Source organism: Adhaeribacter rhizoryzae, assembly GCF_008629685.1.
GTDB classification, from domain to species: Bacteria; Bacteroidota; Bacteroidia; order Cytophagales; family Hymenobacteraceae; genus Adhaeribacter; species Adhaeribacter rhizoryzae.
This window is the reverse complement of record NZ_VWSF01000029.1, coordinates 17293-31489: the sequence shown is the minus strand read 5'-3', so window position 1 is coordinate 31489 and position 14197 is coordinate 17293. Positions and strand designations below refer to the sequence as shown.

The 14197-nt window shown below is 43.5% G+C and carries 11 protein-coding genes; all 11 read right to left on the bottom strand.

Features of this window, described 5'->3' with window-relative positions:
* Nucleotides 1-503: 503 nt before the first annotated feature.
* Nucleotides 504-1040 carry a flavodoxin family protein gene (locus F0145_RS23540; RefSeq protein WP_150092646.1) on the bottom strand — a complete coding sequence of 179 codons (537 nt, stop codon included), beginning with the start codon at nucleotides 1038-1040 and terminating at the stop codon, nucleotides 504-506.
* A gap of 29 nt (nucleotides 1041-1069) precedes the next feature.
* On the bottom strand, nucleotides 1070-1567 hold the full coding sequence (locus F0145_RS23535) for a hypothetical protein (RefSeq protein WP_150092644.1): 498 nt from the start codon (nucleotides 1565-1567) through the stop codon (nucleotides 1070-1072).
* A 251-nt stretch (nucleotides 1568-1818) separates the two neighbouring features.
* Nucleotides 1819-2790: a glycosyltransferase family 4 protein gene (locus tag F0145_RS23530; RefSeq protein WP_150092642.1), complete on the bottom strand. Its 972-nt coding sequence runs from the start codon at nucleotides 2788-2790 to the stop codon at nucleotides 1819-1821.
* A 624-nt stretch (nucleotides 2791-3414) separates the two neighbouring features.
* On the bottom strand, nucleotides 3415-6930 hold the full coding sequence (locus F0145_RS23525; RefSeq protein WP_150092640.1) for an RCC1 domain-containing protein: 3516 nt from the start codon (nucleotides 6928-6930) through the stop codon (nucleotides 3415-3417).
* Nucleotides 6875-7051, bottom strand: coding sequence for a hypothetical protein (locus tag F0145_RS26345; protein ID WP_190277620.1), 177 nt, complete (start codon nucleotides 7049-7051; stop codon nucleotides 6875-6877). Before F0145_RS26345 ends, F0145_RS23525 begins: the two co-directional genes overlap by 56 nt.
* 6 nt (nucleotides 7052-7057) lie before the next feature.
* Nucleotides 7058-9160, bottom strand: coding sequence for a T9SS type A sorting domain-containing protein (locus F0145_RS23520; protein ID WP_150092637.1), 2103 nt, complete (start codon nucleotides 9158-9160; stop codon nucleotides 7058-7060).
* A 136-nt stretch (nucleotides 9161-9296) separates the two neighbouring features.
* Nucleotides 9297-10073 carry a VIT1/CCC1 transporter family protein gene (locus F0145_RS23515; RefSeq protein ID WP_150092635.1) on the bottom strand — a complete coding sequence of 259 codons (777 nt, stop codon included), beginning with the start codon at nucleotides 10071-10073 and terminating at the stop codon, nucleotides 9297-9299.
* A gap of 27 nt (nucleotides 10074-10100) precedes the next feature.
* Nucleotides 10101-10799: a hypothetical protein gene (locus F0145_RS23510; protein ID WP_150092633.1), complete on the bottom strand. Its 699-nt coding sequence runs from the start codon at nucleotides 10797-10799 to the stop codon at nucleotides 10101-10103.
* Nucleotides 10783-11931, bottom strand: coding sequence for a DUF6544 family protein (locus F0145_RS23505; protein WP_150092631.1), 1149 nt, complete (start codon nucleotides 11929-11931; stop codon nucleotides 10783-10785). Before F0145_RS23505 ends, F0145_RS23510 begins: the two co-directional genes overlap by 17 nt.
* Nucleotides 11932-12503: 572 nt before the next feature.
* Nucleotides 12504-13343, bottom strand: a complete 840-nt coding sequence (locus F0145_RS23495; protein ID WP_150092627.1) for a hypothetical protein — start codon at nucleotides 13341-13343, stop codon at nucleotides 12504-12506.
* Nucleotides 13344-13350: 7 nt separating this feature from the next.
* Nucleotides 13351-13803 (bottom strand): hypothetical protein, encoded by a 453-nt coding sequence (locus tag F0145_RS23490; RefSeq protein WP_150092625.1) that lies wholly within the window; start codon nucleotides 13801-13803, stop codon nucleotides 13351-13353.
* Between the last annotated feature and the right edge of the window lie 394 nt (nucleotides 13804-14197).

Genomic DNA, 14197 nt, shown 5'->3' with positions numbered 1-14197 from the left:
AAGACCCAGCCGGTACAATAAAACAACAGAAAGAATATGAAAATCTCGTAACCGGAGATACGACTAAAAGGCCATTTTTGCGGGCCAATATATTTCGGGCTACGATTATTCCGGCGGTATAAATTACCAATGGTTTAACCACTATTAAGAACAACTGTATTTACAGCAGCTACGATGCCCAGCGAAATTTGCAGCAATTTCCCAATTTTCATACTGCAGTATATGATTACCTGATTTTTGCGCCATTTTAAGCGTTAGGCTTAGATTATGGCTTGCAGGTAAAAAGGTAACAACTATATTCTGAATACAGGTTTACCCCTGGTTGCGCGAAAATATTAACTTGTCCCAGTTCAAAAAAGAAAAAATTTTGCTGGCTCCGATCTACCAGCCTGGCAGTTATGGTTTAAGCCTGGGTTTAAAAGTGAAACAAAGCAGAGGTATAGGAAAAAAATTATAAGCCTGGTTATTACTTTTATAGCTGAACTTTTTGAACTTGTTGCAGATTACCTTTTAGGCACCATTAACTGCCGGGAAGCAGGTAGTTGTTTGTCCAGAGCAGCGTCGAAAAATTTTAAATCGGTAGGTTGTACTTTATATCCTGAGGTATATTTTATTTTATTTTTCTTTTCCGGCGGCAGTAAATCATTTACCAATAATTCCAATATGAATTCCGGTTCCATTCCAGTTAATTGGGTTAGTTCTTTTCTGAGCTTTTTATTATGACCAGAACCACACAAAGAAATAAATGAATAATGTAGCAGGTGCTGCTTGCTCAGCCGGAGAAAGGCTTTAAGGGGGGTGGCGATCCGGCCGGCCCAGATTGGAGCTATCAGGAACACATGATTGTATTGCTGCCAATCTATAACCGGAGCTATTATTTTGGGCGTTCTTCTGAAAAGTACATCCAACAAAATGCGAAAGCCGGTCCTTGGGCTTGGCTCTACAATTTCCCGCAGGTCCGCATCCAGCATTTTTTGCAGGTGCTGGGCCAGTAACCGGTTATTACCGGAAAAGGAATAAAAAACAATTAAGTTTTTCATGGCGAGTTAACTAGTTTTAGTAGCAAAGATTACTTATCATTTAACTTATGGTCCGGAGACAAATGGTTTCTTATAGCGTTGCGGGTAGAAATGAAAAGTTGATATCTTTCTTCTACCCGGGTGATAGTGGTAATTTCGGTATAGATCCAGAAACTGGTTAAAAGCAATAAAACAAACTTAATTAGTTCGGTAAATGCATAAATAGCAGGTAGATAAGAAAGGGGCGGATATTCCCACTCCAAAGAACTAAGAAGCAAAGGGGCAAGCCAAACACCTTTGAGGAGAAGCAGTACTCCTACGAATAAAGTCAGCAGCCATACATTGCGGGAGGGATTAAATATTAAAAGGAATAACGCCAGTGCTCCCAGTAAAAATAACTCAAACAGAGCAGAAAGGCCAACCATGTTATTACCAGCTGGGGAGTCAAAAAGGAGTGGTACTTTGGGAAAAATTTCACCTGCTACCAGGGCGGCCCAGCACCAAAGAATAGCCGCTACCATTACCCAGATGATTTTACGCTTTTGCATGGTATTTATTGATTGAAAAGAACAAAATGAAGTGCTAACGATTAAAGCGAAGCGTAATAATTTTAGTAACCACACCTATTAGTCTGACAACAAGACAGAGCGGCCCTAAACTAATCAAACGCTTTTCGAACCACTAAAAAGAATCATGGTTGCAGGGGGATATTTTGATATTTTTATCTTCCTATTAGCATTATTGAAAGCAGCGCTTTTCTTGGGGTAAATGCCAATGATTGCATCAAGTACAGTAATTATTAAGCTAAGTTATAAACCAAAATACTTTCCGATTCAGACTTTTCTTTTTTTACTTCCTCAGGCTGTTCGGTAATATTTAAAGAAAGCAATGTTTCCAGAATTTCACCCGTTACCTGGTTTAAGAAATCTTGTTTATAAATAGTTGCAGGCTCGATTTCATTGTTTCCCGGAGTTGAAGCTGGCGAATTGCCAGTCTTTTCTGTAGTCGTTTTTGTAACTTTTGTTTCGAGGGTAATTATCTTTTTCTGGTTTAAATCATATTTTTCTATCAGCGCAGCCCTAACAATTTTACTTTCAGAAATAACAACTTCTGCTTTTTCAAGCGTATATTTTTCTATTTCATAGAGCCAACCCTCGTTTTTGTGACTGGCTGGCATATAACTCAAACCAGAAACCTGCACCACTAATTTTTTGCCGGTACGTAGCTTAAGTTCCGTGCCCGCCAGGAAAGCAGGTAAATCATAGGCATAAATTAAATCAAAGCTACTTTGGGAAGCGTAATGGCTGGCATAGCGGGCATACTGAATAATCTGGGAGGACAGGCTTAGTTGATTAAACTGCTCAGGATTAAATAAATTTAGTTTTGTTCCCTGTTCTGGGCTATTTAGGTTGGTTTCCTCCGTAAACGTACCGGTTGTAATCGCTTCCCCGGAAAATTTTTGCCTGATTTGGTCAATTCCCTGCCCGGTATAAACTGGGGTGCCATATAATGGAATCATTGCCGGGGCAATATTCTGGTCAGCAAATGGGAATGTTTCAGGTTTGGGATTATTAGCTGAAATTGCTCGTAGCCTAATATGGTTTAAACCAGTTATTTGAATATTTTTTTGCGTTGTTCGCCATTCAGATTGCGGTAGAATTAAAGAAACATTTACCCATTTAGCCAAAGCTTCTGCCGGATTAATACAGGATATTGCTGTACTATCCCGGTTGGTAAATAACTTATTCCAGCCTAAGAGCATCACTCTCATTTTTACCTCCTCTTTATAATAGTTCTTTGTTTAGATATTTAATACAGTTACTCTAGGCTTTGATTTGCCAACAGAGAATACAGATAAAAACTTTTGTCAGACTTTAAATTTTTAGCGGTTAGCGTATGCTTCTTTTCATGTACTTATAGCGCCACTAATCTCTCTCTAGTAATAGCGTAGTACTTTCTAATTCCCGGTTTTATTCGGAATCTTCTATAGTGCAATCCAGATTTAACCAAATATTGCCAAATCGGTCAGGACATTGTGATAACAAACTTAATCAACCATTACCATAAGTTAAAGGAGGGATGTCAGTTAATAAGCTGATTTACATCATGTTATTTATAAGCTGACTGGTGGTTTTGTTATATAGGTGACATTTAGAGGAGGGAACACTTAAAACTGAAATGTTTAATAAATGGCAAGGTATATTCTTACAACTTCAGGCGTGCTCATTAGGGCTGAGGTAAAGTATTATTCAGGGAAATTATAAGTATATACCTTGCCATTTATTAAAAGGGCTATTTCGGTTGCTTTAACAGCAGTTAAGAAAAAGCCCTGTACCAAGCGACAGGACTTTTTCTTAACAGAATTTTTGCTCTAGTAGGCCCGGTGAATTGGGGTTTATCGTTGAATTAGTAACCGTTGAAAGCGAATACCCTGCTCGGTTTGGAGCTGGAGCAGATATATTCCTTTAGAAAAAGCCGTCACATCTACTTCTACAGCTATAACTTTATGCGCCTCAATCTTACCGGTGGCTAAGGTCTTCATTTTCGATCCCTTAAGGTCGAACATATTTAAAGTGTAATTACCCGGAGTAGCTAAGCTAAAGTTTACCGTGGCGCTATTATTTGCTGGGTTGGGGTAAACAATTAAATTATTAGCAGGTTTTAACCATACTGCTGCCTCATTTCTTAGGGCTAGCAGGGCAGGGGAGCGCCCTACCATTATCTGAATCGAAGCTGTAGCCGTGGCACCCGTGGCATCAGTTACGATTACGGTGTATAAACCCGGAGTGGCATAATGTAAATCTTCTGTTACCGCCCCTGTGTTCCAGCGGTAAGTATAGGGGCCGGTACCACCTATTATTGTTAAATCCACAGCACCATCCTGCTTACCGGTAGTGGAAACGTTTTGGTGCGAAATAGCCAGGGAAAGGGGGCTACCCGGCTCGGAAATGATGACTGTAGTGGTAGCTTGTCGACCAAACGCATCTGTAACTACTACTGTATAAGTGCCGACTGAGAGATTAGTTAAATCCTCAGAAAAATTAACCCATGCCCCATTGCTCCATCGGTAAGTAGCCGGTACTACACCACCAACTACGGTTAAATCAATAGAGCCATCGCTACGACCTGGAGCCGTAACATTTTGATGGGAAGAAAGTACGCGCAAGAAATCATCTTTTTTACCGACAAAAACGTGCGTAGTAGCCTTGCAGCCGTTGGCATCGGTGACGGTAACCGAATAATGACCTGGCATGGCAACCGTTATATCCTGGCTGCTTACCCCGGCATTCCATTGATAAGTATACGGAGCCGTTCCCCCGGTTACTTTTAAATCAATGGAGCCTGCCCCAAAGTTATAGTCCCATAAGCCGTACCAAGGTTCGGCCTGGGTAACTTTGGTAGTTAAGCCTAAATCACAAATTATTGGGGATTGAATATTTCCAACCAACTTTACAATCCAGAAGTCGGTATAACCTTTATTGTTTTCGCTTTTATTACCGCTGGCATTAGAACCGGATGCCCCACCTAAAATATAGCCGCCATCCGTCGTTTGTAAAACAGAAGTTAAAACGTCGTTTTTATTTCCACCTATGGTTTTATCTCCTTCTTTGTTACCGTTTCCATCGAGCTTAATAATCCAATAGTCAATATCACCTATATTAGGCTCCGTTTTATCTCCACTTCTACCTGAAAAGCTGTAACCTCCCAGGATATAGCCGCCATCATTTGTTTGTTGAATAGAAGGGGCATAATCATAACTGTCTCCTCCCAAAGTTTTGTCCCATTCTTTGTTACCTGCCGGATTCAACTTGACCACCCAGTAATCAGGACCTCCTTTACTATTCTCGCTTTTATCACCGCCTGCGTCATAATTAGAATTTCCCGCTAGAATATAGCCACCATCACTGGTTTGTTGTAAAGACGATAAATAATCATCACCAATCCCCCCAATGGTTTTATCCCATAGTTTATTTCCGGAGGCATCGAGCCTCACTACCCAATAATCTTGGAATCCTTTAGAGTTCCCGCTCTTGTCACCACTGGTACTTGAGTTAGAGGTTCCCCCCAGAATATAGCCGCCGTCGTTAATCTGCTGGATGGAACGAAAATAATCCTCCAATTCCCCTCCAATGGACTTATCCCACTCTTTGTTGCCACTAGCATTCACCTTCACCACCCAATAATCTGTTACCCCTTTACTGTTCTCGCTCTTATCGCCACCGGCATTAGAATTAGAGGAGCCACCCAAGATATAGCCGCCATCAGTGGTTTGTTGTATGGAAAATAAATTATCTTCTTTACTTCCACCAAAAGTTCTGTCCCACTCTTTACTTCCTGCTGCATTCAGTTTTACCACCCAATAATCTGTTATACCTCTATTATTTTCGCTTTTGTCCTCATCTGCATTAGAAGATGAGGTGCCGCCTAAAATGTAGCCACCATCGGCGGTTTGCTGGATAGCATTTAAAACATCCCCATAACTTCCCCCGATGGTTTTATCCCATTCTTTATTGCCATATGCATTAACCTTAATAACCCAATAATCTTCGCTACCTTTATTATTCTCGCTTTTGTCTCCACTTGAATTGGAGTCGGACCAACCACCCAAAATATAGCCACCATCGGTTGTTTGGAGTAACGTATTCAATTGTTCATTAAAATCCCCACCTAAGGTTTTATCCCATTTAATAATGGATGTATTAGGTGGGAGCGGAGGCTGAATTAAGTTTAAGCCTTTTACTTTTACCGGCATGTAACTGCTATTAAAATCACCGTTCCCTAACTGGCCGAAGAAGCCGCTTCCCCAGGCATAAATGCTGCCATCTTTTTTTAGGGCTAGGGCGTGTTCGGAACCACCCACAATAGCCGTTATGCCTGTAAGACCAGTTACCTGCACCGGTACGGTTACATACTCATTGTAAATAATCCCAGTTCCTAACTGACCTTGGCCGCCACCGCCCCAGGCGTAAACCGTACCATCGTTTTTTAATGCCAGCGAGAATATTGCTCCGGTGGCAACTGCTTTAATATTAGAGAGGTTGGGAATTTTTACCGGTATGGTGCTGCCAAAAGAAGCAGGCGGCCCAAAATATTCACCACTTCCCCAAGCGTACACGGTTCCATCGCTTTTTAATGCTGCGGAATGCGTTGCTCCGGCTGCAATTGCTGCCACACCAAAAAGGTTAAGTACCTCTACCGGTACTGAACTAGCGTTTTTTGTGCCATTACCTAACTGGCCAAAATTATTATTTCCCCAGGCATAAACTTTACCGTTCGCTTTAAGAGCCAAGGAATGCCCGGCTCCTCCGGCAATACCTATAATACCGGATAGGCCGTTCACTTTAAGTGGTAATGGGCCATATCCTTCACCCCAGGCCCAAACAGTGCTGTCGGCTTTTATAGCCAAAGAGAAGTTTCTTCCGGTGACAATTTCTCTAATATTTGTTAAATTAGGTACCTGTTTCGGTACAAAGCTACCCCGATTATCATCCGTATAAATAATGCCATCTCCTAACTGACCCAACCAACCTCCGCCCCAGGCATAAACCGTTCCATCAGACGCCAAGGCTAAGGAATGAGCAAAGGAATTAGCAACCTGTACAATGGTTTTACCGGGCAAAGCGCCATAACCGGAAATATCAAGTGGAATGGCTCTGTTAATATCCATTCCATTCCCTAATTGTCCGGTCCAGTTGCCTCCCCAGGCATAGACTTTGCCATTTGCCGTAACCGCCAAGGAATGAAAGCTGTCTGAACCGCCGCCTACTCCTAAGGATTGGGCTAATAAAGGTGAGATAGAAGTAAGGCAAAGAGAAAGGTAGCCTATACCCCAAATTAGAAGGTGGAATTTAAAACTATTGGATATCTCTTTTAGAAAAAGGTTGACTTGGGATAAAGTTGCTGTTTTCATAACTATTTTTTTGGCGATTTAAACCATACTGAAAAGCAGGTAAGCCCTCTGCCGGATGAGGTAGAGTAAAGAAGTGACAAGAAAAATAGGCAGCCTTACCTGTAAAAAACAAGACTGCCATAAGCGTTTAACGTCCAATTAGCAATCGCCGGGAGCTAACTTCGTGGTCGGTTTGGAGTTTAAGCAGGTAAACGCCTTTACCGTAATCTGCTAGGTTCACTTTTACAGTTAAAGCTTTGTTGGCTTGGGCTTGCCCGGTAGCCAGGGTTTTTACTTTAGCCCCCCGGATGTCGTACATCTCTAAAGTGTACTTGGTAGCCGCTGCCAAACTAAAGTTTACGATTGCCCGGTCAGCGGCTGGATTGGGATAAACCATAAAGCCGGCTGGTGGGGTGAGTATATCCGTAGCATTGGGTTGGCGGGCCATTGTAGTTGGGTAGCGGCCTACTCCTATCAGTACCATAGCTGCGGACATAACGCCATTGGCATCGGTTACCCTTACCTCGTACCAACCCGCACCAACATTATGTAAGCCCTCGGTGGTAGCTCCGGTATTCCAGCGGTAGGTGAATGGCCGTACCCCGCCGTATACGGAAATTGCTACCGAACCATCCTCTTGCCCGGCTACCGATACATTCCGGGGCATAAGCATGATAACCGGGCTGCGGCCTACTTCTACCTGGACGCTAGCCGTAGTGGTGGTAAAATTAGCATCGGTTACCGTTACCTCATACCAACCCGGGATAGCATAATTTAAATCCTCGGTGGTAGCCCCAGTATTCCAGCGGTAGGTATAGGGACCTACTCCGCCACTCACGGTTAAATCAAGAGCCCCATCCTTTTTACCGGCCGCCGAAACATTCTGATGGTCAATATGCAAAAGGAGCGGATAATTAAGCTCTGAAACATACACAGAAGTAGTTGCTTGCTGGCCGATAGCATCCCTAACCGTAACAGTTTGTACCCCAGGGTTCAATCCAGCCAAGTCTTCGGTAGTTTGTCCCCTTACCCACGCATAGGTATAAGGCGGAACGCCACCCACCACCGTCACGTCAATGGATCCGTTGCTGCCACCCTGAGCCCCGCGACGGGTAACATCAATATGGGAGGAAAGCACGCGCAGGAAATCGTTCTTCATGCCAACGTAAACAGTGGTGCTGGCCTTGCAGCCACTGCCGCCATCTGTTACCGTAACTGTGTAATATCCCGGAGAAACCAAGCCTAAATCCTGGGTAGTAGCGCCATTATTCCATTGGTAGGTATAAGAACCGTTGCCGCCCGTTACAGTTAAATCAATGGCTCCGGCCCCGTTTACAGGTCCCCACATGCCGTACCAAGGCTCGGCCTGGGTAACCTTAGTGGTTAATGCTAAAGAACAAGGAGGAGAATAATCTGGCTTTGCTGCATAAGAGTTGACAGTGGCAGTTAAATAATTAGAACAATTTTCCGAACTGCCGTATTCTACTACATAAAGATTAACCGGGTTACCAGCCGCCGCGTTTTCCTCTTTATTTACATCCTGCCACTGACCGGCCAGATTCATGGTTAAATAATCTTCCTCGCCGGCATTATTTGGTGCGCTGGGTGCCCAATAACTGTAATTTAAAGGCGTACCTGCCTCCGGTCCGGTTATCCAGCGCCAGGTTCCTTCTTCCGCCGCATCACTCGCCCCTAACCAGGCGCTTGAACCTAATGCAGACTTTTCTAATTTCTGGCGGATAAATTGGTTTTCTTCGGCGGAGGTAACGGTTGCCAGATAACCTTTCTGACCATTATAGGAACGGGCTCCCACCTGCGCCATGGCATCCTGCCAGGAAAGTTGAGCATTTAGCTGAATAACTTCGTAGTAGTGCTCCTCTCCGTTAATGATGAAGGGAGCCCCCAAACGGGTCTCCGGTTCTTTTTTTAAAGTGTAAGTAAAAGAAACTGGCCCTATGTATCCTTGAATGAGGAGGCTTATACTGAACATTTTAGTTGTCTCAGAATAACCAACTATCCCAATCCGGTAGTCGCCATAATACAGGAATCTACTGGGAAAGTCTGCCAGTTCTAACTTTTCAGTATCGTTGGCCTGCAACTTAGCCAATGAAAAACTTAATCCTGAATTCCAAGGAATTGGTCCTACTATGTCGTCTTTCGCAATTTGGTTACAGAAGCCTTGCGCGAATGTGGCATTTGCAATTAAATAAAGTAGTATAAAGCAGACAAAGTAATGTATAGCTTTTTTCATGATTTTATTTAGGTTTATGGTTTAGATATACAATATCAGGTAAGCGCGTGTAGGATGTTATAAATCAGTATATTGTAAAATTTTTACTGTAGTTGATTATTTGATTCAAATTATAATCAATATTAAAATATTGCCATCATTCGAGACCCTTTAATAAATCTCCCACCAGGTAAGCCAGGGTAGCGGCAGCTCCTCCGAGTAAAAGTGTTTCCAGGCCCGAATTATACCAGGGCTTATTCACAAACTTGCTTTTTATGGCTCCCACGGCTAGGAACGCCAAACCGGTACTGATGCTGCTCCAGAAGAAGGGGTTGGCAAACCGGTACTGAGAAAGGTAATTCCACAAAAACGGGAATACCGGAATAAAACCAACAACCAGAAAGGCGATAAAAGTAGCCAGGGCGGCTTTCCAGGCAGTAGTTTCGGTGGGCACTAGCCCAAATTCTTCCTGCAGCATGGTGTTGGTCCATTGGGTTTTATCAGCTGTAATAATGGCAACGGCCTGGTTCAGATTTTCCCCGGCGAACCCCTTTTGCGCATATATTTGCCTGATTTCTGCTCTTTCCGCTTCTGGGTTTTGCTGAATATGGTTTATTTCTTCGTTCCGGGTTTTCTGGAGTAATTGATTCTGGGTTTTAACGCCTAAGTAATTGCTTACGGCCATGCTAAACCCGTCGGCCAGCAAATTGGCCATGCCTAGTATAATTACAATCCTGGGCGACAAATTGGCACCGGCTACTCCCGACACCACCGCAAAAGTTGTAACTGCTCCGTCTACCGCCCCATACACAAAATCTTTCAGGTAATTATTTTTATTCCGGCTATCCAGGGGCTTACTTACTTTATTCGGTTTCGCCTTTTTATTACGAATTAAATTCCCGGCAAAAGGAGAAGACGGTTTTGGAGTATTCATTATGGGTGCACATTAGTAAGAACAAAATCAGGTTGCCTTTAAAAAATAAACTATCTGGCTCTTAGGATGGGTTAGTTTCTGCAGGTAAATGCATGTAATAAAGCCTACCGAAAGGCCTGCCATTATTCCGCCCAAAACACCTGAAATAATAATTAACGGTAGCGAGGTGTTTTCGTCAGGCCACGAGGCGGCCAGGTAAATCCAGCCAAGTCCCAAACCCCAGCCCAAAGCATTAGCCAGAATCCATTTACCCGCCGCCGGTACATATTTTCTTAAAGAAAACAATTGGAACAACCCAAACAAAGCGCCTACCAACAAGCCCACCGCTACCGCAAAGGAAGATAAGACGAAAAAATTATCCAGAGCCGCAGCAGGAGCTTGGGAAGAATTATCAGCAGTACCAACCAGGAAGAAAAGGAAAGGTAACATACCTAAGAACCAGCCCAGTACCGCCACTGCTACTGTCCAACCCATCCACTCCAACGCAGGTAGTTGGGGATTGCGCTCTTGCAGAACCCGCCATTGCATATAACCCAGTAAACTTCCTTCTATGGCTCCAGCAGCCAGCATGCTACTTAAAACAGTTAGCTTTTGCGGCAGCGTAACAGGTTCGCCCAGCGTATGATTTACCGCGAAAGCAATAACGCCAGCAGCACCAATGCCCAGCAATGCGCCCAAAGTACAGTGCATCATCCATTTGCGGGTGTATTTACCGGGCCATTTCATAAGAATTAGTTTCGGCTATGGTGGGCTGTAACGTTCCGGATGGGTTTATTGCCTTATTAAAAACTACATCGGTTACTTCTAGTTTAAACCAGGTAAAATCACCAGTTTTTAGTTTCCAGGTTACGTCTGATTTGGTTGGAACCCGGATGCCATTAAATTCCCGGCAGCTGTGCGGGTCAACAGTTACCAGCCAGTTCTCTAAGGTAGGACCTTCTTTCCGGTCGTAATAACGTTTGGCTTCAAAACTAATAACATCTCCGGCTTTGTTAAATCTAAATATACCTGCCGCTGTAACGCCACCATAGCTCATGGTAGCTCTGGCGGCGTTTTCGCTTAATTGTTCCCAGCGAATGTAGTTACTGAGGGCTGCCGTCGGAAACCAAACCATCTCACCCAAGTAACGCAGCAGCGTGCCCTGGTCGGTTTCTTTTCCTTTGGCATCAGCTACCGGGTATACCGAAAGTAGCTTAATGAGCATATGCCCGCGGCCATTCTCGTATTTATCTCTCCCGGCCAGGTGCAGGAAGGGGGCGGCCTTTACATCGGCTACCCAGATAAAACCGGGCTTCGCCACGGTAAAATATTCGTTGGCGATTACGGGCATCCATTTGCCTTCGGGGCTAATCCGCATTTCGCCGCTCTGTTGCAGGTGCACCGTTTGAATATTTTCCTTACCTATAACCTGGGCGTGATGCAACCACTGTTGCACCACCGGTGGCAAATCCGATAGCCTCTTTGGCGTAATTATTTCTCTTTCGGTAATTAATGGCGCATTAAATCTGGCGAGTTCCCGGGTTACCATTGCTTTAAAATTCCAGGAGCCATACGCCAGTACAATGCCTGTCAGCATAATTAGATTAGCCACAGTACCAAATTTTGCCTCCGGCCAGTACAGGATTATTAAGGCTTGGGATACTACCAGTCCAGTTGCTCCAATCATCCACCACCACTCCTTTTTAAGCAAGAACAAGAGGGCGGAGGCAAAAAACAAGCTACCTGCTACCAGCCACAATAAACCTAAAGGCAGGAAGGCCTCGGTAGGTAGCGTAAATATAGTTTTACCCGTAAGCTGCGGCACAGAAGCCAACCGAAAGGCACTTACAAAACCCAGCAGGTGGATTAGCGCGTGCAAAAACGTTATAAAAAAAAAGGTGAATCTTAACATGATTTTGGCTCGGAGTAGGATGAATGTCAGTTTTGAAAGAGAGTTTAGAGGTATTTATAAACCTTATATTAAATACCATTTACTTCATTGGAATAACTAAATCTTACTTTAAGAAAGGTTGGCGGCTGGGAGGGTTCTTTTCCTTTATTTTATAAAAAATCAAGGGTGAAATGGTTATCCAAAATAGAACTAAAAGCCAAACCCGACCCGCTAAAATATGGTAGTCGTGCAGGAGAGCCGGCCAGGGCTGACCAAAAATATAATGCCCAAAACCAAATTCAAACAATATGGTAAGTACAAGCCAGGTGCAACCAACCAAAATTGCCTGCTTGCCTGAATCAAATGGCCAACGCTGGTTTACGTACCAGATATAGCCACCAAATAATATAATGCCGGTTAGGGTAGAAACCTGGTGAGTTGCCAAATCAGGCAAATATCTGGTAAGATAAATTATCCTGAAGGTTCCATTCAGAACCCCTAAAAGAGGCAGAAAGAGCCAAAGTAGAAAGTAGCGGAAAGGTATCATGATTCCCAAATAATTAAGGTTGATGTAAGCTAGCTATTCGTGTTTGTGAGTAGATGGAGGATTGCTGAAAGCGGGGTTTTAAATTATTAAGCAGTATCAGGCTCCCGATAAAACCGCCCACCATTACAAACACATAAAATGACATTAGCGGATCCCAACCAACATGCAGGTCTGATAAGGAAATTAAGGTGGTGGATACAGTTAAAACTAACCCGTAGGTAAAAGCTTTAACCAACATAATAATGCTTAGCACGTAGCCCCAGGGGTGTTGTTTCCAAAGCAGAATAGCTGCTAAGGCTGTATTCGGGACCACAATGGCTAAATCGAGGGCAAAAATTAAGCTGGGTGGCTGCGGTAGATTTCCGGTAAAAACAAAACCCAGGCATTGTGTAATTTCAAAAATACCCAAGGGCAGCGAAATGAAAAACAAGTACATGCTCAACCATTTCCGGGGTGTTTCGGGCTTGAACTGTTTACTCAGACCACGTACATCTAAGGCTACCAGCCCCAATATTAAGGCATATCCTGACAAAGTAAATATTGCTACATACAGCAGGAAGAAAACATTAAAGGCGGCACCAAAAAGGTAAAAGGCATAGTTATAAAACAGGTAGCACAGCAACCCCATCCATATTAGGTAAGCCCGTTGGGAACCCTTGTGGGAAAAGAATAAAGCTAACAGCAAAAGCGGAACAACCACTGCTAAAGTCACAATATCGTTGCCGAGCCAGGCCAATTTAAACAGAGCCTTATCCAGGTACAAGCTGGGCCATCCCAGGCCACCGGCAGCGGCCAGACCGGCCAGTCCCGTGCTGATAAGAGTGAGTTGACGGCTTATATGGAGCGCGTGCATAACGGATTTAATGATGCTGGGAATAATACTTTTGCACCCGGGGCAGGAGTGTGAGTAGGATTATCAGGATTCCCATTATGATAAACACGGTGTGTAACAAGAAATAATGGGTGAGCATTTCCTGCACAATTATCCAGGTAATCAGGATAATGCCGGTAAAGAGGGAATAAGTCCAGCCCCAGTATTTATCTGCAAAAATATTTAATACATTGGCCCAGTGCCAATTGGGCCGAAACAATAAACTTATAAGGGCAAAAAGAGGCAGTAAGCCGATGAAGGTGAACAGCAGCAGGCCCGGTACCAAGTAACTGTTAAAAGGCGTGTTCTGGAGCCAATCCGGATTAAGGTCCATTAATGAACCTTGGGGATCTAGGATTAAGGCACCTCCGCCAACCAAAGCATTTAAACTCAGCATCAGGAGGAGAAAGTAAAGAATGTAAAGTTCTGCTGGCCGTGTCATTTTTTTGTTGCTTTATAAGGTTAATAATTGTTGTTATTATGTTAAAGCTACTACTTCCCTTGCCCGAATAACAGGATAATTATCAGCATATTAGATGATTGGGGTCAACTACTTGGTGCCAGGTAAAAACACTGGCAAAAAGTTCCTCCTGAATTTACTGCCTCACTATTCTGCAAGTGATTCCCGAGGAGGAACCTGGAGAGTGCTATGAATGGACTAGGTGGTATTGATTAACAGTACTGAATTAATAAAATCATTTAGAAAAAAATAAAGGTAATTATAACTGCTTTTATTGAGCAAAATCATCCGGGTAGCTAATCATAATCATCGTCTTCAAAGCAAAACAATGTTAAATTTAATTGAAGAAAGCCAAGAGGTGATTTTCTTTTTAATG